Origin of the sequence: Nodosilinea sp. E11, assembly GCF_032813545.1 — a bacterium.
Taxonomy (GTDB): domain Bacteria; phylum Cyanobacteriota; class Cyanobacteriia; order Phormidesmidales; family Phormidesmidaceae; genus Nodosilinea.
In genome coordinates this window covers 31,248-52,170 of the sequence record NZ_CP136514.1, presented here as the reverse complement: position 1 = coordinate 52,170, position 20,923 = coordinate 31,248, and the positions used below count along the sequence as shown (strand labels likewise).

General features: G+C 55.0%; 21 protein-coding genes and 1 pseudogene. 9 read left to right on the top strand and 13 right to left on the bottom strand.

The window, feature by feature from the left end:
- Positions 1–24: 24 nt before the first annotated feature.
- The 3 genes from RRF56_RS00220 to RRF56_RS00210 form a co-directional block, all read right to left on the bottom strand.
- A complete protein-coding gene (locus RRF56_RS00220) occupies positions 25–2,661 on the bottom strand; it encodes a TonB-dependent receptor domain-containing protein (protein ID WP_317033408.1) in 2,637 nt (878 codons plus the stop codon).
- Between the two features lie 112 nt (positions 2,662–2,773).
- Positions 2,774–3,799, bottom strand: coding sequence for an AraC family transcriptional regulator (locus tag RRF56_RS00215; protein ID WP_317033407.1), 1,026 nt, complete (start codon positions 3,797–3,799; stop codon positions 2,774–2,776).
- Between the two features lie 111 nt (positions 3,800–3,910).
- On the bottom strand, positions 3,911–5,737 hold the full coding sequence (locus tag RRF56_RS00210) for an ABC transporter ATP-binding protein (RefSeq protein WP_317033406.1): 1,827 nt from the start codon (positions 5,735–5,737) through the stop codon (positions 3,911–3,913).
- Positions 5,738–5,974: 237 nt separating this feature from the next.
- Here RRF56_RS00210 and RRF56_RS00205 point away from each other — a divergent pair, with 237 nt between their 5' ends.
- Positions 5,975–6,265 carry a hypothetical protein gene (locus RRF56_RS00205; protein ID WP_317033405.1) on the top strand — a complete coding sequence of 97 codons (291 nt, stop codon included), beginning with the start codon at positions 5,975–5,977 and terminating at the stop codon, positions 6,263–6,265.
- Positions 6,266–6,409: 144 nt separating this feature from the next.
- On the opposite strand, the gene RRF56_RS00200 is transcribed toward RRF56_RS00205, so the two are convergent.
- Positions 6,410–6,601, bottom strand: coding sequence for a hypothetical protein (locus RRF56_RS00200; RefSeq protein ID WP_317033404.1), 192 nt, complete (start codon positions 6,599–6,601; stop codon positions 6,410–6,412).
- A gap of 181 nt (positions 6,602–6,782) precedes the next feature.
- On the opposite strand from RRF56_RS00200, the gene RRF56_RS00195 reads away from it, so the two are divergent.
- From RRF56_RS00195 to tnpA, 3 genes are read left to right on the top strand one after another with little or no spacing between them, the layout of a single operon-like run.
- Positions 6,783–7,001, top strand: a complete 219-nt coding sequence (locus RRF56_RS00195; protein ID WP_317033403.1) for a hypothetical protein — start codon at positions 6,783–6,785, stop codon at positions 6,999–7,001.
- Positions 6,994–7,422 (top strand): hypothetical protein, encoded by a 429-nt coding sequence (locus RRF56_RS00190; protein ID WP_317033402.1) that lies wholly within the window; start codon positions 6,994–6,996, stop codon positions 7,420–7,422. The genes RRF56_RS00195 and RRF56_RS00190 overlap by 8 nt, the downstream gene beginning before the upstream one ends.
- Positions 7,423–7,478: 56 nt before the next feature.
- The gene (tnpA, locus tag RRF56_RS00185) at positions 7,479–7,877 is read left to right on the top strand and encodes an IS200/IS605 family transposase (RefSeq protein ID WP_317033401.1); all 399 of its coding nucleotides are present in this window, start codon (positions 7,479–7,481) and stop codon (positions 7,875–7,877) included.
- A 162-nt stretch (positions 7,878–8,039) separates the two neighbouring features.
- Here the strand turns inward: tnpA and RRF56_RS00180 are convergent, their stop codons facing one another.
- Together RRF56_RS00180 and RRF56_RS00175 are read right to left on the bottom strand one after the other, a co-directional pair.
- A complete protein-coding gene (locus RRF56_RS00180) occupies positions 8,040–9,407 on the bottom strand; it encodes an MATE family efflux transporter (protein ID WP_317033400.1) in 1,368 nt (455 codons plus the stop codon).
- 42 nt (positions 9,408–9,449) lie between these two features.
- Complete coding sequence (locus RRF56_RS00175) at positions 9,450–10,163, bottom strand: SDR family oxidoreductase (protein WP_317033399.1); 714 nt, start codon at positions 10,161–10,163, stop codon at positions 9,450–9,452.
- A 96-nt stretch (positions 10,164–10,259) separates the two neighbouring features.
- On the opposite strand from RRF56_RS00175, the gene RRF56_RS00170 reads away from it, so the two are divergent.
- Positions 10,260–11,264 (top strand): LysR family transcriptional regulator, encoded by a 1,005-nt coding sequence (locus RRF56_RS00170; protein ID WP_317033398.1) that lies wholly within the window; start codon positions 10,260–10,262, stop codon positions 11,262–11,264.
- A gap of 32 nt (positions 11,265–11,296) precedes the next feature.
- On the opposite strand, the pseudogene RRF56_RS26245 reads toward RRF56_RS00170, so the two are convergent.
- The 4 genes and pseudogenes from RRF56_RS26245 to RRF56_RS00155 form a co-directional block, all read right to left on the bottom strand.
- Positions 11,297–11,347, bottom strand: a pseudogene (locus RRF56_RS26245) (hypothetical protein); the annotation flags it as partial.
- 143 nt (positions 11,348–11,490) lie between these two features.
- Complete coding sequence (locus tag RRF56_RS00165) at positions 11,491–12,534, bottom strand: AAA family ATPase (protein WP_317033397.1); 1,044 nt, start codon at positions 12,532–12,534, stop codon at positions 11,491–11,493.
- A gap of 60 nt (positions 12,535–12,594) precedes the next feature.
- On the bottom strand, positions 12,595–13,101 hold the full coding sequence (gene rnhA / locus RRF56_RS00160; protein WP_317033396.1) for a ribonuclease HI: 507 nt from the start codon (positions 13,099–13,101) through the stop codon (positions 12,595–12,597).
- Positions 13,102–13,384: 283 nt separating this feature from the next.
- Complete coding sequence (locus RRF56_RS00155) at positions 13,385–14,218, bottom strand: NAD(P)H-binding protein (protein ID WP_317033395.1); 834 nt, start codon at positions 14,216–14,218, stop codon at positions 13,385–13,387.
- 177 nt (positions 14,219–14,395) lie between these two features.
- On the opposite strand from RRF56_RS00155, the gene RRF56_RS00150 reads away from it, so the two are divergent.
- The 4 genes from RRF56_RS00150 to RRF56_RS00135 all read left to right on the top strand — a co-directional run bounded on the left by RRF56_RS00150 (position 14,396) and on the right by RRF56_RS00135 (position 18,425).
- Positions 14,396–14,869 (top strand): pyridoxamine 5'-phosphate oxidase family protein, encoded by a 474-nt coding sequence (locus RRF56_RS00150; RefSeq protein WP_317033394.1) that lies wholly within the window; start codon positions 14,396–14,398, stop codon positions 14,867–14,869.
- Positions 14,866–16,125: a glycosyltransferase gene (locus RRF56_RS00145; protein ID WP_317033393.1), complete on the top strand. Its 1,260-nt coding sequence runs from the start codon at positions 14,866–14,868 to the stop codon at positions 16,123–16,125. The genes RRF56_RS00150 and RRF56_RS00145 overlap by 4 nt, the downstream gene beginning before the upstream one ends.
- Positions 16,126–16,667: 542 nt before the next feature.
- Positions 16,668–17,291: a DUF4433 domain-containing protein gene (locus RRF56_RS00140; protein WP_317033392.1), complete on the top strand. Its 624-nt coding sequence runs from the start codon at positions 16,668–16,670 to the stop codon at positions 17,289–17,291.
- A 93-nt stretch (positions 17,292–17,384) separates the two neighbouring features.
- A complete protein-coding gene (locus tag RRF56_RS00135; protein WP_317033391.1) occupies positions 17,385–18,425 on the top strand; it encodes a macro domain-containing protein in 1,041 nt (346 codons plus the stop codon).
- A 19-nt stretch (positions 18,426–18,444) separates the two neighbouring features.
- On the opposite strand, the gene RRF56_RS00130 is transcribed toward RRF56_RS00135, so the two are convergent.
- Genes RRF56_RS00130 through RRF56_RS00120 form a run of 3 tightly spaced genes read right to left on the bottom strand, consistent with a single transcriptional unit; the run spans position 18,445 to position 20,917 of the window.
- A complete protein-coding gene (locus RRF56_RS00130; protein WP_317033390.1) occupies positions 18,445–19,356 on the bottom strand; it encodes an O-acetyl-ADP-ribose deacetylase in 912 nt (303 codons plus the stop codon).
- A gap of 4 nt (positions 19,357–19,360) precedes the next feature.
- The gene (locus RRF56_RS00125) at positions 19,361–19,768 is read right to left on the bottom strand and encodes a hypothetical protein (RefSeq protein WP_317033389.1); all 408 of its coding nucleotides are present in this window, start codon (positions 19,766–19,768) and stop codon (positions 19,361–19,363) included.
- Between the two features lie 24 nt (positions 19,769–19,792).
- Complete coding sequence (locus tag RRF56_RS00120; RefSeq protein WP_317033388.1) at positions 19,793–20,917, bottom strand: DUF499 domain-containing protein; 1,125 nt, start codon at positions 20,915–20,917, stop codon at positions 19,793–19,795.
- Positions 20,918–20,923: the final 6 nt, after the last annotated feature.

The window sequence follows — 20,923 nt, the reverse complement described above, 5'->3', positions numbered from 1 at the left end:
CCCTACCCGCCTACCCATCTACTCCTAAAACGTCACCCGATACCCCACGGTCACCCGTCGCCCAGACGCAGCGCTATTGAAAGTTTCAGAAAACCCGCTGCTACGCTGGGCATAGGCCGGGAAATAGAACGCATCGAACAGGTTAGCAATGCCAATGTCTAAGGTGCCGGGGCCGACATCGACGCTGCTGATCAAATCCACCACGGCGTAGCTGTTTATCGGGCTGGGGTCAACCTCGGCGTCAAAGGCGGCGCTGCGGCTGCCCACGTACAGCAGTTGGAGGCGATTGCGCCAGCCCGGCAGGGTTTCATTTTCGATGTAAGCGGTGAGCTTGAGGGGCTGAATGCGGGTGCTGCTGATGGCGATGTACTCTCCGGTGTCGTCTAAATCGGCTTCGCCACCGACCAAGCTGAGGGTGGTGCCCAGGCTCCAGGTGGGGCTGGGCTGAACATCCAGGGTGGCCTCTAGGCCGTAGACGCGCTCGGGTGCCCGCACCAGGTCGTAGAGGCCAGTGGCGTCATCAAACACAAAGGTAGAGCCTAACTCGGAAGTGTTGTAAAACCCTGAAATTGAAGCCTGAACCGTGTTCCAGTCGCCGCGAATGCCGACCTCATACTCGCTGACTTTCTGGGGCCGGTTGGCTTGCACATCTGAATTCACCGCAAAGTCGGGGTCGGCAAAGCCTAACACCGCGCCAAAATCGGGCACCGAAAAACCCTGGGCAACGTTGGCAAATAGGCTGATTTCGGGGGTGATATCGGCTACGGCGCCAGCATTAAAGGCGGTGTCGCTAAAGTTGCGATCGCCCCCTGCGATCGGTTCGCCAAAAAAAGTGGTGTAGTCGCTCACCGAGAAGCCAATGCGCTCGTGGCGTACGCCCCCCGATAGCTCCAACCAGTCGGTGGTCTGCCACTGGAGCTGAGAAAACAGCCCCAGACTGCTGAGGGTATAGGGCGGCACCAGGGGTCGCTGTTCGATCAGCCGGTTGACTCGACCATTGCTGTCGTCGAAGCTGACCGGGTCAAAGAGGTTATAGGTATTGGCGGTGGTCTCGTGGTTGTAGTCAGCCCCCCAAACCAGGTTGAGGCTGTCCGCCAGGGGCGTATCGAGGGCGAGCCGTCCGCCCCAGTTTTGGGACTCTAGCTCTCCTTGAAAAATGCCAAAGGGTCGGGGACGGCGATCGCGGGGGTCGCTGCGGGATGAGTTGTCACGGAAGTAAAGCTGGCTATCGAGGCTGCCATTCAAAATGTCGTCGTGGCGATAGCTGAGATTTAGAATCACGTTGCGATCGGCCTGGGGGCCACCCCCTTCGGGAAAGCTCAGCTGCCCCACCCGCAGGGCTCGCGCCTTTTGCTCGCCGGGTTCGTCGTCAACGCTGGGGTCGGCAATCACATCGCTGTTGCGGCTTTCGCGGTAGTAGTTGAGCGAAAACTGAAGCCGCTGGTTTTCGTCGGGGTTGTAGCCTAACCGGGTAAAGAGAGACACATTCTCACTCTCATCAGTGCCTTGAATGGTGGGAATGCGATCGCCCTGCCCATCAAACGAGGCTCCCGTATCAGCCCGCGACAGCGAGGCCAAAATATCGGCATTGCCATCCCTGGCAGAGACCGTCTGCTGAACAAAGTAGCCAAAACTCTCGCCCTGCAAGCTCCCCAGGGCAGAATTGACGCTCACCTCTGAGGTGGCACTAAAGTCGGCCTCATCGGGCTGCCGCGTAATGATGTTGATGATGCCGCCGGTTGCCCCACCCCCGTAGATAGCGCTGGGGCCGCGCACCACCTCAATGCGCTCAATAATGCTGGGGTCGAGGGTGCGCAGCTCGCGGTCAAAGTCGCGCACGTTGACATTTTGCGGCACCCCATCGATCAAAATAACGGCGTTTCGGCCCCGCAGCGAGGCCGCCGTAAACGTCCGCTCTGAGGATGGCGCGAGACCCGGTACCAGCGCCCCTAAAATATCGCTCAAATCTCGACTGACGGAGGTCTGCTGCTGAATCTCCTGCTGGGTAATGACGGTCACCGATCGGGGAATTGTCGTCGCCTCTTCCTCGCTGCGGGTGGCCGTCACCACCACCTGAATGGCTTCTTCGTCAGGGGCTGCCGCGGCTGTGCCTCTAGCGACAGACATCACTAAGCGCTGCGCCGCTGCATTAATCGCCGCAGTCGGCGGAGCCTCTGAGCCCGTGATCGCCACCCGCACGCCATCTCCTAGCGGTGCAACGCTCACCAGCGCAATGCCCTCAGCCGGGTTAGTAGCCTGAAACTCACCGCCCTCTGGCAGCGTCAGCGTTGCATTGGCGATATCCACAATCAGCGCATTGCCCACCACCGACGACGAAGCCGCTAGCTCTGCCGATGTTTCTAAAACCATTTCCACGCCGTCAGCGGTAGGATTAAGCCGCACAGCTGTAATTTGGGCTATTGCCTGGGCTATTTCAGCTGACCATTCATCTACCGTGTCGGCAGGTTGCTCAATTTGGCTAAGGAGAGCTGGGGCTGCCGCTGTTTCACTCTCCTGCGCCGTAGCTTCTCCACGGGGCATTTCGGTCACAAGGCTTGCCCCCTGACTTTCAATCTTTGGCGCTGGCTCTGCCTGAGTTGGGCTAGCCATCAGCACCAGTAAAGCCCCCTCCACCCAAGCCAATCGCTGTAGTTGATTCATCACTCCACACACCAAAATATTAGAGCTGGTAGGCGTTTAGCCCACAGACTCAATTGCAACTCACTTGCAAGAAGCTTACTGGATGGCAGAAGGCCGTGGGCGATCGCTTTGATCAGCAAAAGGAATTTTTTGATCCAAACTCGGAATTTTTAGCCCGCGTGCTTCTAGTCATAAGGGAGTAGGTTTTGGGGTTAACGCCAAATTTTTTGCGAAAGGCTGCGGCAAAATGCCCCCGATTAGCAAACCCCACATCGCGGGCGACTTCGGTGACATTGAAGCGGCTATCGGCCAATAGCGCCTTGGCGCACTCCATACGGTAGTGGTGGAGGCAGCCAAAGACCGTAGTGCCAAAGAGTTGGCGGAATCCCTGCTTCAAAGTAAATTCGTTTAAGCCAACCTGACGAGCTAGTCCGTTCAGCGAGGGGGGATCGGTGAGGTGCTGCTTTAGGATTTCTCTGGCGTAGTGAAGGCGCTCAATATCGTCGGGTTTGAGGGTTTGCTTCCGGGGCTGATCGGGCTGGTGCTGCAACATCTGATCCAGGTGCAGAGCCATCAGTTCCCAAATTTTGCTCTCTAGGTAAAGTTGCTGGGTCAGGCCCGTATAGGGGCAGTTCAAAATCTGCTGTAGGGCCGCCTGCATGGCCACGGTGGGCGAGGCAGCGTAGGTATAGCGAGCCTGGCTGAGGTCGTTGACCAGGGCTTTAACGGGGGGTGCCGCCTGCTCTAGGCGATCGCCCATCCAGGTGGAAAACAAATTGGGCTCTAGATGAAAGCTCACGTCTAGAACGTGCCACCCCGCCAGTTCTTCGTTAATGCCGGAGTCTGCTAGGCCGCTACCCGAGAAGAAGTAATGATCTGTAGCCCCCGTTGACGGCTGCGAATGGTCGCGGATGACGGTGAATTCGTACTCTAGCGGGTGCTCCCGCTCAGGTATTTCAACAATGACATCCTGGTGCAGTTGGTAGCTGGCGATCGTTAGTTGTAAGCCCTCACGCAGTTTTGCCTCTCGAACCGACCCACGGCCCAACTGCGTTGGATAGGGCCAAGTTACATCCAACTCACCGGGTGCAAACTGCTGATTATTGCCGCCCTCCTGAAGCATTGCCCGATAGTCAGACTGAGAAAGAGCGATCGCCATAGTAAGTTCAAGGTCTGCGATTTACACTCCCAAAGCATCACGGCCAGAGAGTTAACTGCGGTTAATGATAAGCATTCTCAACTGGTTGGGTCGGTGCGTCAAGCTCTTGCGCTACGCCAGCTCAACGGCAGAGCCCGCTCTAAGCAACTGGGCAAAGCGAGAGGTGGGCTTTTGCGCCAGCGTGATGCGATCGCCGTACTCCACCGCCCGCCCCTGCTCCAAAATCAAAATCTGGTCGGCCCGCTCCACGGTCTTCAGCCGGTGGGCAATGATAATCCCCGTGCGGTTTTCCAACAGCCGATCCACCGCCCGCTCAATCAGCTGCTCCGTCTGCGGATCCAGCCGCGATGAGGCTTCATCCAGCACCACCAGCCCCGGATTCCTCAGAAACACCCGCGCGAACGCCAGCAGCTGCGCCTGCCCCGCCGACAGCCCGCCGCTGTCGGCCCCCAGTTCTGTGTTCAGCCCCGCAGGTAGCGCCTCTAGCCAGGGCATCAGGCCCAGCTCCTCCAGGGTTTGTAGAATAGTGCGATCGCGAATGTGCCCATTAAAAAACGTCAGATTGTTCCGCACGCTGGTCTGAAACAACTGCACATCCTGAGTTACAAACCCCACATGGTGCGGCAATTCTACCCTCGACACTTGGCTGATATCGACCCCACCCAAGCGAATCTGCCCCCGCTGAATATCGTACAGTCGCAGCAGCAACCGTGCCAGGGTGCTCTTGCCGCTACCCGTGCGACCCAGTAGGCCGAGGGTTTGCCCGGCGGGGATGTGGAGTGTGAGGTTTTGGAGTAAAGGAGTAAAGGAGTGAAGGAGTGGAGGGGTAGGCTTGAGCATCTTACTGACTTCTTCACCTCCCCACCTCTTCACCTCTTCACCTGCCCCATCCCTATACCCAAACCAAACCTCCTGAAACTCCACCGACAGCGCCCCGTTAGGTAGAACGGCCTGACCGCCAGGGTTAACTTGGGGCCGATGCCCGAATAGATCCTGAATACGCTGGATACTGGCCTGGGCCTGCTGAAGCTGCTCCAGCTCTTCGCGGATACGCTCGATCGGGTCTTGCAGCAGAGCGGCGTAGTAGAAGAGCAGGTAGACGGTGCCGATGGTGATGGCGGCTTGGCTCCAGAGGTAGGCCCCGACGGCCAGGGCGATCGCATTGCCCAGCGTAAACAGCCCTACGGTGCTGCCCCACAGCAATGTGCTGGTAAAGCGGGCCTGGTGAAAGGCCGCCAGCCACCGCCGCAGAATGGTGTAAAACCGATCCATCACGTAGCCAACGGCCCCGTTGGCGCGGATGTCTTCGAGGCCGCTGAGGTGCTCGGCCACAAAGCCGTAGAACTCGGCGCTGATCTGGCGGTAGGTGCCCCAGGGGCCAACGGCCAGGGTTTGCAGACTGCCCAGCACGCCAAAGGCCACCAGGGCAAACAGGCTCAGGCTCAGCCCGGCCCGCCAGTCTTCAAACCATAGAATCGTCAGCACGCCCACGACCAGTAACCCGTTGCCCACCACCTGCAGCACAAACTGCGAGAAAAACCGCGACAGGGCATCGACATCGCCATCGACTCGCTCCACCAGTTCGCCGGGGGTGTGGGCTTTGTGAAAGGCCAGGTCTAGACCCAGGGCGTGGCGGGCCAGGTCAAGGCGTAGGGTGTTGGTCGCGCGCCAGGCAATGGTTTCGCTGACGTAGGTGGTGGCGATCGCCAGCCCCTGCTGCACCAGTGCGATCGCCACAAAAGCCCCCGCCGCCAGCAGCAGCGAGCGCTGCTGCCCGCCTGCGATCGCTGCATCAATGAAGTAGCGCAAAATCTGAGGATTCACTAGCTGCAAGCCAATGCCCCCCAGCAAAGTTAGCGCCAACCCCCCAAACTGCCCCCGCTGCGGTTTCAGATAGGACTCCAAAATCGTTCGATATCCGGGTGTCATTGCCCCCATAGCGAGCCTACCTCGCAAAGAACCCAGCTCACAGCTTACCGATTTGCCCGCCCCCAAAGGATTCCTAAACGGAGTATCTTGACTCCTAACGGGAATTGTTTGCCTCCTGAAGAATCTGCCCAACATCATTTTGCCGTTGACCATCAGAAACTGTCCGGAGTGTTATCCAGCGCATGCCAATGCGATCGCGTTAGCCCTGGGGGTTCTCCACGCCCAGGGGAAAGGTGTTTAGGAGAGTTGAGTGAGGATGTCAGCGGCGAAGACGGTAGCGAGAGCAGAGCGGATGTCGCTGTTATGCATGTGTTGTTTGTGACCTCTGGAGTGCCGCCATTGGAGGTTGGCGAGGGTAGCGAGAGCACGGAGTTTGTTGGTCGCGGTGCCGGTGCTGTTGAGGATGGCCTGCACCTGGTCGGAGTGGATGGCGGGGGCAGCGGCAGCAGTGGTGGTGGTGACGGTGGTGGCAGCAGCGGGGCCGTGGGGCCATCGGCAGGGGCTAGGGCATGGTCGATGCGGCGGACCAGTGCGTAGGCTTCAGTGGCCCATTCGGCTTCGTAGACGCGACGAGTGGCCCGGCTTGCTTGGAGGGAATAGAGGCAGGCGAGGACAGCAAGCCAGCCCGCGACTTGGAGGAGGATAGCGATCGTGCGGTAGGCGTCGAGGGCGCAGATTGTCTTATGCAGCGGTGCCCTCGACAAAGCTTATCAGGGTAAGGAGTGCGATCGCCTCATCCCGATATACCCGCTTAGGCCTGTGGGTTGGATCTAGTCCCATGATGTTGCTCAACGCCGCCAGAGAGCGAGCTATCAGCTTCACTGCCTCAATTAGGGTCTTTCGGCTCACAGTGCTGCTAGACAAGAGCACCATGCTGAAACCTTTGAAATGAAGGCATTTCAAGCCTTAAATATAAAGGTCAGTCCGACTAAAACAGTATACAGACAGGTACCTGTATAATTAAGATATGAAATGCGCCTCGGTGAGTGCGGACACACTCAGCCGAGACGACTTCTCCAAAGTCCGACTAGACCGAACTAGGAGCAATATAAGTATGCCAAAACCCAGATATGACGAAGCTGAGGAAGTGTCTCGCCACGCCGCAGTGGACGAAGGCTGCTGTGAAGAGATGGAGCGCAAATACGGCTGGGAGCTTGTACGGGTTGAAATAACCCCGGACCCGATTTTAGAGGTTGATTGCGTTTTTGACGGTAAGACCGAGTTTCCAAAGTCCTACTACGACACTGCCAAAGAGGAAGACGATAATGCGTAAATATATTATCTTTCGGGCTGAAAAGCGTGAACTAGGTTGGAAGGAGCGGAAGCTACAACACACTCAGAGTTTAACTCGAATTTTAGCTGAACACTTCGATTCTTCAGACAAGCCAATTCCAGAACCAGGCTATCGACCGACCGAGTTTATTAGGGTAGACGCGCTGCATAACCCCGATGAACATGGGTACAGCACTCATTATCGACAAGGGGATTGGGAGGTTTCACGGGTTGAAACGTATGCTCCTGATGTTCCGATGGGTGATTTTGATCTAGTTGTGCTTTGCTACTGCAAATACAGCCCCATCAACGCACCGTTGAAACCAATGCCAGAGCGCCAAGTCTCTATTGATTCGTTTGGTGGTGATCAATCCGCTTATGACGAATGGCTAGAGACACAAAAACAGCCTGCTGAGGTGTAAAGAATAATTCCGATACCCGCTCCAGAACCGAGCGGGTATCACTTGGAAAAAAGGCAATGGCTCAAGCACTCAAGTCTAATATAAACGTTGTCTACTCCTGTAAGTATTATGTTGTTTGGTGTCCGAAATATCGTCGTAAAGTGTTAGTTAATGGGGTTGATGTTCGGCTCAAAGAGCTTTTATATGAAGTGGTCAGTGAAGCAACAGGTGAACTTCTACAGCTAGAGATTATGCCTGATCACGTTTGTCTCCTAGTCGAAATTGACCCGCAATACGGTATTGCTAAGCTGGTGCGGAACATGAAAGGACGTTCATCAAGATTTCTGAGGCAAGAATTTCCTTGGCTTAAAAGTCGCTTGCCGACTTTATGGACAAACAGCTACTTTGTTTCAACTGTCGGTGATATCCCGGTTTCAGTTGTAGAGCAGTACATCGAGAATCAAAAAAATGTCTAGCTAAGCTGTTAGTGATTAACAGTATAAATATAAAACGGGTGCGGCCCTTACCCTCGGCACACCTTACGACATTACTTTGCAAGAATTGAGGATTGAGAGTTTGTTTCCAGCCAATAACAGTACAGAGCGTAGCTAGAAAAAATCTTGAAGCCTAGAGCTTGTCTATATCAGTTGGGTAAGCTTCTGATGTCTAACCAAACGCCAGAATCGCCAGATAAACAGCCCTGCAACAAAAGCGATCGATACTGACTGCCCAATCCACAAGCCGACACCTCCCATCTGCAACTGAAAGCCCAATATATAACCTACTAACAAACCAATTCCCCAGTATCCCAACACATTTAACAACATTGGAATTTGAGTATCCTGTAGTCCTTGTAGAGAACCATAAACTGCTTTTTGAAAGCCATCGAGAACTTGGGCGATTGCTGCAACGATCAATAGCGGAAGTGCGATCGCAACAATGTTTGCATTGACGGGATTGGTGGTATCAATGTAAAGACCAATAATGAATTCAGGGAAGCAGAGAAAAATAGTTGACACACCAACCATGAAGACGGTACTAACACTCATGCTAACTAATGCTGCTTGTTGAATACCTGTGTGATCGCGCCGTCCTAACCATTGTCCGACTCGTACTGTTGTGGCGTAGGAGATCCCTAAGGGAACCATGAACACAACAAGAATGGTTTGAAACACAATCTGATGGGCAGCTAACACCTCAGTTCCCAACAATCCCATCCAGAAAGTAATCACCATGAAGAATCCGGTTTCAAGTCCAGAGAATAAGCCGATTGGCACGCCCACCCAGGCTAACTTTTTGAGGATGTGAGGTCTAATTCGATGCAGTTCTTGAAAAATGCGGTAGTGCTTTAAATTCTTGTTTGTCAAAATATACAGTGCCAAGGCCAGGAACATACCCCATAACGTAACCACACTGGCTACAGCCAATCCTGCAAGACCCATTTTGGGAAAGCCAAGCTTGCCAAAGCCGAGAATGTAATTCCAGGTGATATTAAATGCAGTTCCTAATACGACAATGATCATAACTGGGCGGGCTTGAGACAAAGCTGAAACCGTTGCCCGCAGTGCCGCAAAACCCACGGCTGGAAACAGACCCCACAGCGTAATATCCAAATAAATATTGGCAAGCTGAACAGTAGTTTCGGTTTGTCCTGTACGGCTCAAAAGGATATCTAAGTGTCCAGTGAATAGCATTGTTGGAATCGCCACCAATACAGACAACCACAATCCCTGACGCGCAATTTGCTCAACGCGGGTCTTTTGCCCTGCCCCAAATGCTTCAGCAATCAGTGGACTAACCCCCATTGCAACGCCGCTAGCAGTCATCATGATGCAGAGAAACGTAATGGCTGCCAGCCCTCCAGCTGCTAACACATCGACTCCCATTCTCCCCATCATGACCGTATCAGCAAAGCCTGTCGCAGACTGGGCAACCTGAGCACTGGCAAGGGGAACCGCCAACTTAAAAAACTCGCGTACTTCCGTTAGCAAATTGTTCTTTTGCATTTGTATAACTGTCCTGGTGAAATTGTCTCACTTCCCTAATCACTAAATTGCAGCTGATCGCGCCTCATCAACTTTCAACGTCGTTCCTGAAATGAATTTGGCATCCGCTGAAATGAGAAACGCGACGGTCTTTGCCAGTTCTTCATAGGTTGCTGGACGACCCCACATCAAATCACTGGGAACATCCCATCCTGCTAATTCCTCCAGGCTATCTGCCACGAAGTAAGGCGCAACACAATTCATGCGGATATGGTCGCCCCGATAGCGTTGAGCATATAGCTTGGTAAATCCTTCCATTGCCGCTCGCAGTGTGCCGCTAAACGGCGTTCCGAGAGAAGGTTCTTGAGAGTCACAGGCAGAAATATTGACGATCGCCCCACCTCCTTGCTGACGCATCGGTTCTGTTACCAACCGTGCCAATCGCACCACACTCAAAAACAACATCTCAAAGTTTTCCAACCACAGATCATCAGAAATCCCTAACAAGTCAGGTCGGGGGGGATCGCCAAAGCTGTTTACGACTGCATCAATTTGCCCAAACTGGTTGAGCGTTGTTTGTACTAATGTCTCCAAATCCTGGGCGTTGGATAGGGAACCCTGAAGAGCAACCCCGCCTAATTCCTGTGCTAAATCCAGAATACTGGGCGATCGCGCAAACAAGGAGACGGCATAACCTTGAGCGGCTAACTCCCGTGCACAACCTGCCCCAATGCCGCGACTTGCTGCGGTAACAATGACAACTTTCTTTGAACTCATTGCTTTACCCTTCGTTGCACTTCCACCACGATAGTCTTTGTCCCACTAGAAGAAAAAGCAGTATATTGGCAAAACATCTGTGCCAGATTGGAATAAATGCTGAATGCGCTCAATCAACTCCCTGAACTGATCGCCTTTGTCGAAAGCGTGGAGTGCAATACCTTCAGTGCGGCTGCCCGATCGCTCGACACCACTCCCTCCGCCATTAGCAAGCGAGTTGCCAAGTTAGAAGACCGATTAGGGGTAAGACTGCTGCAACGCACCACCCGATCGCTCAGCTTAACTGTAGAGGGGGCCGCTTACTATGAGCGGGTATCTCGCTTACTGAGGGAACTAGACGACGCTAACGATCTGATCATTTCCAGAGGTAAGCCACGCGGCAAGCTGACGGTCAGCACATCGCTTGATTTTGGGCAGTGGTTGCTCGTGCAATCGATTCCAGAGTTTCTAACCCAATATCCAGAGATCCAGATTGACTTACGGTTGAGCGATCGCGTGATAGATTTAGTGACCGAAGGCATTGATGTTGCCATTCGTTTGGGCACTTTAGATGACTCTCGCCTAATGGTAAGACCGTTAGGACAAACTCAATTTGTGCTTTGTGCAGCACCAAGTTATCTAAAAATGCATGGAATTCCAGCGACTCCAAACGATCTGATTCATCACAACTGTTTGCAGTATATATTTCAGGGAAGACCAGAACCCTGGATGTTTTGGGTTGACCAGGAGTGGCAGATGGTTTCAGTGAAGGGTTCGTTTTACTCCGACAATGGCGGTGCATTAAAAAATGCAGCGATGGCCGGATTAGGCATCACTCGCCTACTCGGATTTCAGGTGAAAAAAGAAGTTGATCAAGGGCAACTGATCCTGCTATTTTCTAACCAATTATCTCCTGGTCTTGCGGTTCATGCCCTGTTCACTCATCAGCGTAATTTATCACCACGAGTGCGAGTTTTTCTTGAGTTTCTGAATCATCATTGCAAACAATTCTTGAGAGAGATGGAGATGGACTTGGGAAAAAGTGACATGAAGAAAATGGAACCAATTAGAAACAGGCCACCCTCTGACAAGTGCAGTAGAGACATGGATGAAAAATTTTGAGCAACCTCGATCAGTGAGTTAATGAGAAACAGAATAGAGCCAATCAAAAATAGCCAACTTGCGATTAAGATTCGCTTTTCCACCCGACTTCCCCTGATTGCTTTGCGTAATGCTTTGAAAAAGAAAACGATTACAATGACACATTAATGGAATCTAAAATCCCTGAAATATTTGAATCTTGCCAGGTTGGCAAAACTTTGCTGTCAATTTAGCATGCCTCAAAACGTCAGTCATGGGCTGTAAGGAAGTTATCTAGAAGGTTGTGGTACTTCTCGAACCGAGCCAGTACCCGTTCCACATATCCTATCCGGGCCTGTAAGTCACCTTTCACTCTAAAAAAGGGAATCTTGCGCACCACTAGGTCACTGATGATTTGCTTCTGGAAGACGGCTCGATTGCCATCTCCAGAACGGTCCCACGTATCGTCGTAGGGAATATCTGTCTCACACAGGAACACCAGGTCATAGCGGGAGGCACAGCGGTCTGCGAGCTTGGCTAGATGGGGTGTGGCGGTGCCGTGGTAGTAGAGAGAGAAACGGTAAGTGGTTAGAGCATTGGTATCGGTGAAGAGGTAGCGGTTAGCTTGGGACAGTTGCGCTGCTTCTCGTTCCAAATGACCTGTGGCAATGGCCTCAAGCTGGTCTAGGGATAGCCGCCGATCTACCTGATGGGTTTCCCAATATTCCCTGCCGTATTCTGGCATCCAGACAGTTGTGTAGCGACGGGCTAGGGCTTCAGCTAGGGTGGTTTTGCCCGTGGAGGGTGCCCCCAGAAAGACGACATGAGTAATTAAATCCCGATAAACCAGTGGCTCTAGAAACTGGCGGTATTGGTAAGGATTAGAACGGACTTGGGTGGCTGAGATAGGGACTGCCGTGCGGTTTGTCCAAGTGGATTGGGCTGTCCAGTCTACTAGGCGGTTCACGGCTCCTAACGCCTGACTCATGTGCTCTCCATAGAACTCTCTGGAGTAGAAATGAGTCACGCTATACCCCTGAAGCTGCTGAAAAACATAGGTTTCGTGGGCTTGTTTGATCTCAGGAGTATCGCCTATCTCCGTTGGCCCATCCCAAGCTTCAATTACCCTTGCCTTGGGGTACAGCTTACGAATCCAGTTAGCCCGGATGGACAGCGGTACAGCGGTTGTTTCGGGGCAATCGTAGACCATGATGATCAATTCATCCATCTCTGCTAGCGCCGTTTCAATCAAGAACTGATGGCCTTTATGTAGGGGGGCAAACTTGCCAAGGGTAAGGCCACAGGTTGGCATGACGGCTCAGAAGATAGGTTTGAACGGCGATTTTGAAGGGAGAAGGGTTGGGGTAGACGCTTAAAACAGTGATTCCTGATAAAGAACCTGCACCACCTCATACCCTTCATCAATCGGTAGATCAGGTAGTCGAGAAGCGGCCACCGCCAGGCGATCGCACCGTTCATTCTCCACATTGCCGCTGTGGCCTTTGACCCAACGGAACTCGACCTGGTGCTGCTCACAGAGGCTTAAGAGCTGCTGCCAGAGGTCAGTATTAACAGGACTTTTAGTTTGGGTTCGTTTCCACCCCTTTGCCCGCCAGCGCACCGCCCAGCCCTTCATGATGGCATCGACGACATACTTGGAATCCGAGTACACCGTCACAGCGCACTGATGTTTTAGTGCTTGAAGGCCAACGATCGCCGCCATCATCTCCATGCGGTTGTTTGTGGTGAGTCGGTAGCCACCCGATAGCTCTCTGCGGTGTTCCCCATAGAGCAGCACTGTTCCATAGCCGCCAGGGCCAGGATTGCCAATGCATGCTCCATCGGTGTAGATCGTAACGGATTTGAGGGGTTGAGACATCGAGATTTCTGAAGTTTATTTAGACTCAGGATGCCCTGCATTTAGCGCCAGGGGCAGGGGAGCGGTGATAGTCGCCATCTGGAGCCGCTATAGCGATCACTGGATCTGGGTTGGCTGAGCCTGCAACCGCCCCCTCTTGCGGCTCCGGTCGGCAATGAGGAGGCCTCCATTCTGAGCAGAGTGGTCAACGCCAGAGCCATGGGTACCGAAGAACACCTACCCATCGGCGATCCAGGGCGATCGGATCGCCCATCCCCGTCCGGTTGCGGCAGCGCCTGCGGCGCTAGGCTGCCCACAGCTCCCGATGGTCGTGGATGTACTCTGCGAGGGAGCAGGCCGGTCGCCCCAGCAGCGTGGGGACGGTGTCGGTAACGGCCTCGGCCTCGCCCATCCGCAGCCCCCGATGCAGAAGGGTCTGCACCAAAATTTGCATCCAGGGCAGACCACGCCGCTTGAGGTGGCGGACGTAGCTCAACAGGCTGGCGGCCTCAACGCGGATGGGGCGACCCAGTTCGGCGCTGAGCATTGTCGCCACCTGGTCAAAGGTGACCGCCTCTGGCCCAGTGAGGGTGTAGCTCTGCCCAGCATGGGTGGCGGGATCGCGGAAGGCTGCCACCGCCACCGCCGCAATGTCGCGGGCGTCAATGAAAGCGACTCGCCCCTGGGCAGCGGGCACGTAAATGCGGTGATCGTGCACAATGTCGTCGCGGTAGGCATCCCCCAAGTTCTGGGCAAAGAACCCAGGCCGCAGAATCGTCCACCCCAGCGGGCCAGCCTTAAGGTGTTGCTCGACAGCATAGTGGGGCACCCAGGGCTTGTCGGCGGCTCCGGCTACAGAGATGAAGACAATCTGCTCTACTCCAGCCTTCCGGGCGACGTCGATGAAGGGGTTGAGGGTAGCCTTGGTGTTGGCTACGGCGGGGGGGCGCAGCAGGAAGAGGGCTTTGCAGTCGGCGATCGCCGCCCCAAAAGTCTCAGGCTTAAGGAAGTCAAAAGGCACCATGTGGGGCTGATCTCTGCCGGTACGAGCCCCAATGCGGTAGGCCATGCCTCGCTGCTGCAGATCCGCTACGATCGCCCGTCCCACGTTCCCTCCAGCCCCGGTCACAAACATCATGATCTGTCCTCCTGCTGTGGCAGTAGTGGGGATATAGGCTATTTTTCAGAAAACTGAACAGGATGACGATGGGAAGAGCCAATACTGGAACCCAGGTCGCGATCGCAGACCGCCGAGCCCAGGCGGTGCAGCTTCGTACAATTGAACATGACCGGCTGTCAGTTAGGTGTATCGCCTATGCTTACTGATGAGGTGTTGCAGTATATAGATCGCAGCGTGCTGTGCTGGTTGGCCACGGTGGATGGGTCGGGCGCACCCAATGTGTCGCCCAAAGAGGTGTTCTGCGCCTACGGGGTAAGCACGGTGCTGGTGGCCAATATTGCCTCACCGCAGAGCGATCGCAACCTGCGAGGCAATCCCCAGGTTTGCCTGAGCTTTGTGGACGTGTTTGTGCAAAAGGGCTATAAGCTCAAGGGTACCGCCGAGGTAGTGCGACCTGGGGATCGCCGTTATCCTGACCTAGAAGCTCCGTTGCTGAGCCTTACCCAGGGGATGTTTCCGATTCACAGCATATTTGTGGTGCAGGTACAGACGGTGGAACCCATTGTGGCCCCCAGCTACCGACTCAAGCCGGGCACAACGGAAGCCACCCAGATAGCCGGAGCGATGCAGACCTACGGCGTGCAGCAGTCTGCGGACCAGCCCCAATGAATCAGCGGATCTTGATACTGACAGCCGGTTCCCAGGGCGATGTGCAACCCTATGTGGCATTGGGGGTAGGCTTAACCCAGGCGGGTTTTGATGTGACCCTGGCCACCGACGCCAGTTTTTCTGACCTGGTCAACCGCCACGGCTTACCCTTCGCGCCGCTGCGAGCACCCTTTGCCCAACTGGCCCAAACTGAAGCGGGCAAAGCCGCCCTATCGGGCAAAAAATCCGTCCAGCTGCGCCAGATTATGCCGATGCTGCGGCAGATGATGGACGACGCCTGGGCGGTGGCCCACGCCCTCCAGCCAGGGGCCGTGATCTATCACCCCAAGGTCTTAGCAGGCTACCACATTGCCGAAAAGCTGGCGGTGCCGGGGTTTTTAGCCATGGCCCTGCCGGGCTATTCACCGACTGAAGCCTTCTTTAACCCCATGCTCGGCGGCGGCGATCGCGGCCCCTGGCTCAACCGACTCAGCTACAGCCTGTTTTTTAAGCTGGCGCTGCTGCCCTACCGGGGACTGATCAATCGCTGGCGCAGCGAGGCCCTGGCATTGCCTCCTGTTCAGAGCGAGTTTGTGCTGCGGGGGCAGCCCATTTCCAAACTCTATGGCTATAGCCCCCAGGTTGTGCCCATTCCCCAAGACTGGGATAGTTCTTCCGTTGTCACGGGCTACTGGTTTCTCGATGGAGCGGCCAACTGGCAGCCTCCGGCGGATTTGGTGGCTTTTTTGGCCCAGGGGTCACCTCCGGTCTACCTGGGCTTTGGCAGTATGGTCTCGCAGGATGCAGAACGCCTCACCCGCCTGACCCTAGATGCCCTTCAACAAGCGGGCCAGCGGGCTATTTTGGCGACGGGCTGGGGCGGGCTATCCTCATTTTCTGGGGAGGGGCCAGAGAATGTCTATGTGCTCAAGGCGGCTCCCCACGATTGGCTGTTTCCGCACTGTGTGGCGGTGGTGCACCACGGCGGCGCGGGCACCACTGGGGCGGGCCTACGGGCGGGAAAGCCTACGCTGATTTGCCCATTCATTGGCGATCAGCCCTTTTGGGGACAGCGGGTATTTGAGCTTGGGGTGGGGCCTCGCCCCATTCCCCACCGGCAGTTGACGAGCGATTCTCTGGCTCAAGCGCTGCGCACCTTGGTGGCTGACTCAGGGATGCAGCAGCGGGCCGCTAACCTGGGTGCGAGCCTTCGAGATGAGCAGGGGGTAGCCTGTGCGGTTGAGGTTTTGCGTCAGCGCTGGCTTGAGGAGATCTAGGGAGACTGGGGTGGGGTACAGATGGGGGTAAAGACGGGGGTGCGATCGCCCAGCTCAGATTGAACGCCCGTGGCAACCTACCGATATTCCGGTGCTGATTAATCAGGTGAATGGAGTGGATCTGGGTTTGCTGAGCCACCAACCGTCTCCTCTTGCTGCCCCGGTCGGCAATGAGGCGATCCCCATCGAGGCGATCGTCCTCAGACAGCCTTTCAGCTTGGATCCCCTGTCCTAGCGGCTTGAATAGGCGATCGCAAACGCTTAAGGCCGTGTGCCGGGCTTCTCATTGCTGAAGGTGAGGAGCCGATAGAGAGTCTCTCCCAGTAGCCAACCGCATTGCCTCCGCCCTACTCTGAGCAGAGTGTTAAATGCCAGTGCCATCGGTAACGAAGAATTCCCACCAAGCCTGTGGGGGGACTCGGCTGAACCGGCCCCCGCCTTGCTACCCTTAATCGTTGTTGGGCAGGACCTACAACAAGGGTTAGTCTAGAGCGGTCGGTAGCTTGCTACGCTGAGTAGCCCTCGCCAATTTTCTAGTTGTAATGCCTGTTTGGCTGTATCACATCACCCCCATCAGCAACCTGTCCACCATTGTGCAGGCTGGTACCCTGCTAGCCAAAAACCGGTTGCAAGCCAGCGAGGCCGACTACACCTCCATTGCCTACGAGCACATTCAAGACAGGCGTTACTCCAAAACAGTGCCCTGCGGCCCTGGCGGTGTGCTACACGACTACGTGCCCTTCTACTTTGCCCCGCGTTCGCCCATGCTCGGGGCAATCCACATCGGCAACGTCACCGGCTACGCCAGCGGTCAGCAGTCTATCTTGCATCTGGTCACCACCGCCGAAGGGATCGCAGAGGCTAGCCTGGGATTTGTGTTTAGCGATGGCCATGCCGTCATGGGCTACACCAGCTTCTACGACGACCTCAATGAAATCGACACCGCTATCGACTGGGACATCATGCAAACCAAGTATTGGCGAGATACTAATGAGGATGGCGATCGCAAGCGCCGCCGCCAGGCCGAGTTTTTGGTACACCAAGAGGTACCCTGGCCCTTGATTCGCGGCATAGGGGTGATGGATGAGGCGATCGCGGCCGAGGTGAACCAAATTTTGCGACAATTTGGGCAAACGATGACAGCCCGCCTGCGCCCTCAGTGGTAGTACGCGTAAAATGCAGGCGGCTCGACTGCCCTCAACGGATCTTGAACCCAACCCCTCTATTCAGTACAATTGAACTAACAATATGACGGCACAATGCTTAAGCTAAAGCGTGGCAACCTCCTAGACGAAAAAACAGAAGCCCTGGTGAACCCCGTCAACTGTGTGGGTGTGATGGGCAAAGGAGTGGCGCTGCAATTTAAGCGAGCCTTTCCAGAGAACTTTAAGCAGTATCAAAAAGCGTGCAAAAGCAACGAGGTCGATCCAGGCTGCATGTTTACTGTCGCCACCGACTCGCTGCTGAACCCACGGTATATCATCAACTTCCCCACCAAACGCCACTGGAAGCAACCCTCCCAGCTTGACGATATTAAGGCCGGGCTAGCTGCTTTAGTAGCAGACGTTCAACGATTGGGAATTCGGTCGATTGCCATTCCCCCCCTGGGTTGTGGCAACGGGGGATTAGACTGGGCCGACGTCAAACCGCTGATTATTGACGCCTTCAGACCGCTGCCTACTGTTGAAGTGATTGTGTTTGAACCTGCCGGGGCACCGCCAGTTGAAGCGATGGCGATCGCCACCTCAAAGCCCCCGATGACAGCATTTAGAGCCTCCTTGATTCGGATTTTAGAACTCTACGGGCTACCGGGGTATAGCGCCAGCCGCATCGAAATTCAAAAGCTGGCGTACTTTCTCAAGGTGGCAGGAGAGCCTACGCTACAAACCTTGATCTACCAACGCTTTCGCTATGGCCCCTATGCCCATAACCTAGGCCATGCCCTGCAAGGTATGGAGGGCCACTACATTCGTGGGTACGGTGACGGCAGTGATCGCGCCCAGATTCAGGTTTTGCCTGAAGGATACAAGGCAGCCCAACGGTTCTTAGCTGAGAGCCAAAAAGCTGACCCCTATCTAAATCGAGTCAGCCAGCTAATCGAAGGGTTTGAAACCCCCTACGGCCTGGAAATGCTGGCGACCCTGCACTGGATAGCCCAAGAAGACCCTCAGGCTGCTGTCGATTGTGAGATAGCCATTGCGCGGGTGCAAGAATGGAGCGATCGCAAGAAAAACCTCTTCAAGTCTCAGCATCTCGCAATGGCTTGGAGCCACCTGAAAGCCCAAGGCTGGCTTGGCTAGCACTTTGCCCCTTGTGCGCTTACAGCGCCGAGAGCGTGGCCTGGTAGACCTCATACGCCTCGTCGCCAAAGCAGATAAATCTGACCTCCTCAACAGAAGCTGAACGGCTCAGAAATGTGGTTACTTCAGCCATGGCAATGCGCGTGGCCCTCTCTAGCGGAAATCCATAGACCCCGGTACTGATTGCGGGAAATGCCAGGGTACGAATTGAATGGGCAACAGCCAGGGCCAGGCTGTTGCGGTAACAGCAGGCCAACAGCTCATCTTCACCCTGCCGCCCACATTGCCAGACCGGCCCCACCGTGTGAATCACCCATCGGGCAGGCAGGTTATACCCCTGCGTAATTTTGGCCTCCCCAGTGGGACAGCCACCCAGCGTTCGACATTCTGTCAGCAATTCAGGCCCCGCCGCCCGGTGGATAGCGCCATCCACACCACCCCCACCCAATAGCGACTCTTTGGCTGCATTGACGATTGCATCGACTTGCTGCCGGGTAATATCGCCCTGGACGACTCGAATTCGCTGCTGAGGTTTTGGATAAGAAGCTTTCATTTGCCCGCGAATAGTCTCTAAGCGCTTCAGTATCCCCAAAATATGTCCATTCTCAACCATCTGAGCCAGGTGCCCGCTATTGAACCGATCTGCGCGAACATGGGTTGTGATCAGTTTCTGTAGAGTCTCTAAATCTGCTGACTCGATCTGACTCGGATTTTCAAGATACTTGGCAGCCTCATCCTTCCAGGCAACCCAGTTGAAATCAATCACCAAATTTTCACGATAAAGCTCCTGGATGAACTGTGTAAACTCTGGAGCGTAGACATAGGGATCCATCATGCTCAAATCGGGGCGCACCTCGTACAAGTTGGTAGCGGGCCGCTCAAAAATTGGCATAAACGCAAGAATGCGATCTAATCCATCTGGGGTGGTCATAGAGTTACGCCTCCAGGGTGGCCGGTGGCTCAATGATGAACCATTCGTGGTAGAGAATAGCCAGGTAGAAATCTTGATCAACTAGGCGATCGCACACTGCCATATACCCACTCATAAACCAGTCGTCGCCGTAGGTGGTGTCTTTCAAAAATAGCGTGAGGGAGTTGCCATCCGCGCTCCAGATGGTGCGGAGAATGGTGATGTTGTCGTGGTGCGATCGCTCCACAGGCAGCAAAACCGCCCGTTCCTCATCGTGGGCCCCCTCAGGGCCCGTCACCAGCTGAAAAAACTTGGTGGCAAAGATGGTATCGCGCCGGGTGCGGAGTTCTTCCTTGGCCTCGGTGATGCCGACCTGCTCCTTCTCCTCGGCAATGATTTTGTTGATCGAGGGTTCTTCCTTGAACCGAGCCACGGAGGTGATCGGGTCTACATCCAGTTACCAGGCCACACCGCTCAACCGCTCCAGGGCGCGATCGACAAAGCTAATGTCTACCCCTGGGGTCAGCAGCGACAGGTTCAGTTCAGTACGGCGAATGCCCGACGAAATGCCTTGGGTGAGAGAGTGCAAGAAAATCGTGCGACCCACCCAGGTGGAGAATGGCGGCTTACCGGCACTGATCCATTCCTGGTCTTGCAGCTGAGCGTGGGCTTCGCGGCCATTGGGGTTGTAGATATCGGCTCCAATCGGCAGGCGCATTAGGGGCCGCTGGAGTCGTGAGGTCAGATCATTGGTAATTTCATCTTCTAGCCCCACCGGCAGGTGGTGGGGATGAATCATCGGCATTCGAGCATCCTGGTGCTGCCACAGGTAGCGCACCAGCCGGGCAAACAGCCGCAAGGCTCCCCGCGTGCGCTGGAACTCGGGGATAGAGGCAATCTTTTTAGTCAGCAGGTTAAACAGCTCAGGGTGGAAGGGATAGCTGTTGGCGATCGCCCTAGCGTAGGTCGCATCTTTACAGCCATCGGGCAGGTTCACCCGGCTAGCCCGAAAGGCTTGCAGATATTCCTCAGCGGCTTTCTCTGCGGCCTCAGCGCTGATGCTGGCAAACAGCCGCTGCCGTACAATGTTGTAAACCTCGATGTCAGTACTGGGGCTGAGCACCCGCTCCTGCCGCGCCGAGGCCCGAATCAGCTCTTGCTGAATCTCCGCCGTTTCCTTGGCAAAGGTGTCGGACTCTGAGGCCAGGGAGTAGACAAACACCAGGTTGTTACAGGAAGCTGCCTGATCCATCAGCGAGAACAAAAAAGCCACCACTTGATCGGCCAGGTTACTTTGCCCCACCGTTTTGGCCTTGGCCGCCCGCAGGTGACGAGCAATCTCATCCAAGATGATCAGCGTTGGTTCTGGGCCAATCAGGCGATCGATCACCGAGGTACTAGGGCTAATGCGGTTTTCGTCTGCGCCCCGCAGCAGTTGGTAACCGTCAATGCCGCCGATTTGGTAGGCAATTTCGCCCCATAGGGTGTAGGTGGTGATGCCCGTATCTGAGTGGTATACCCCCGCCTCTGGGTCTAAATCTCGTCCATCCACCGCCGCCACCTGAATATTAGACCTGCCCATATCAAA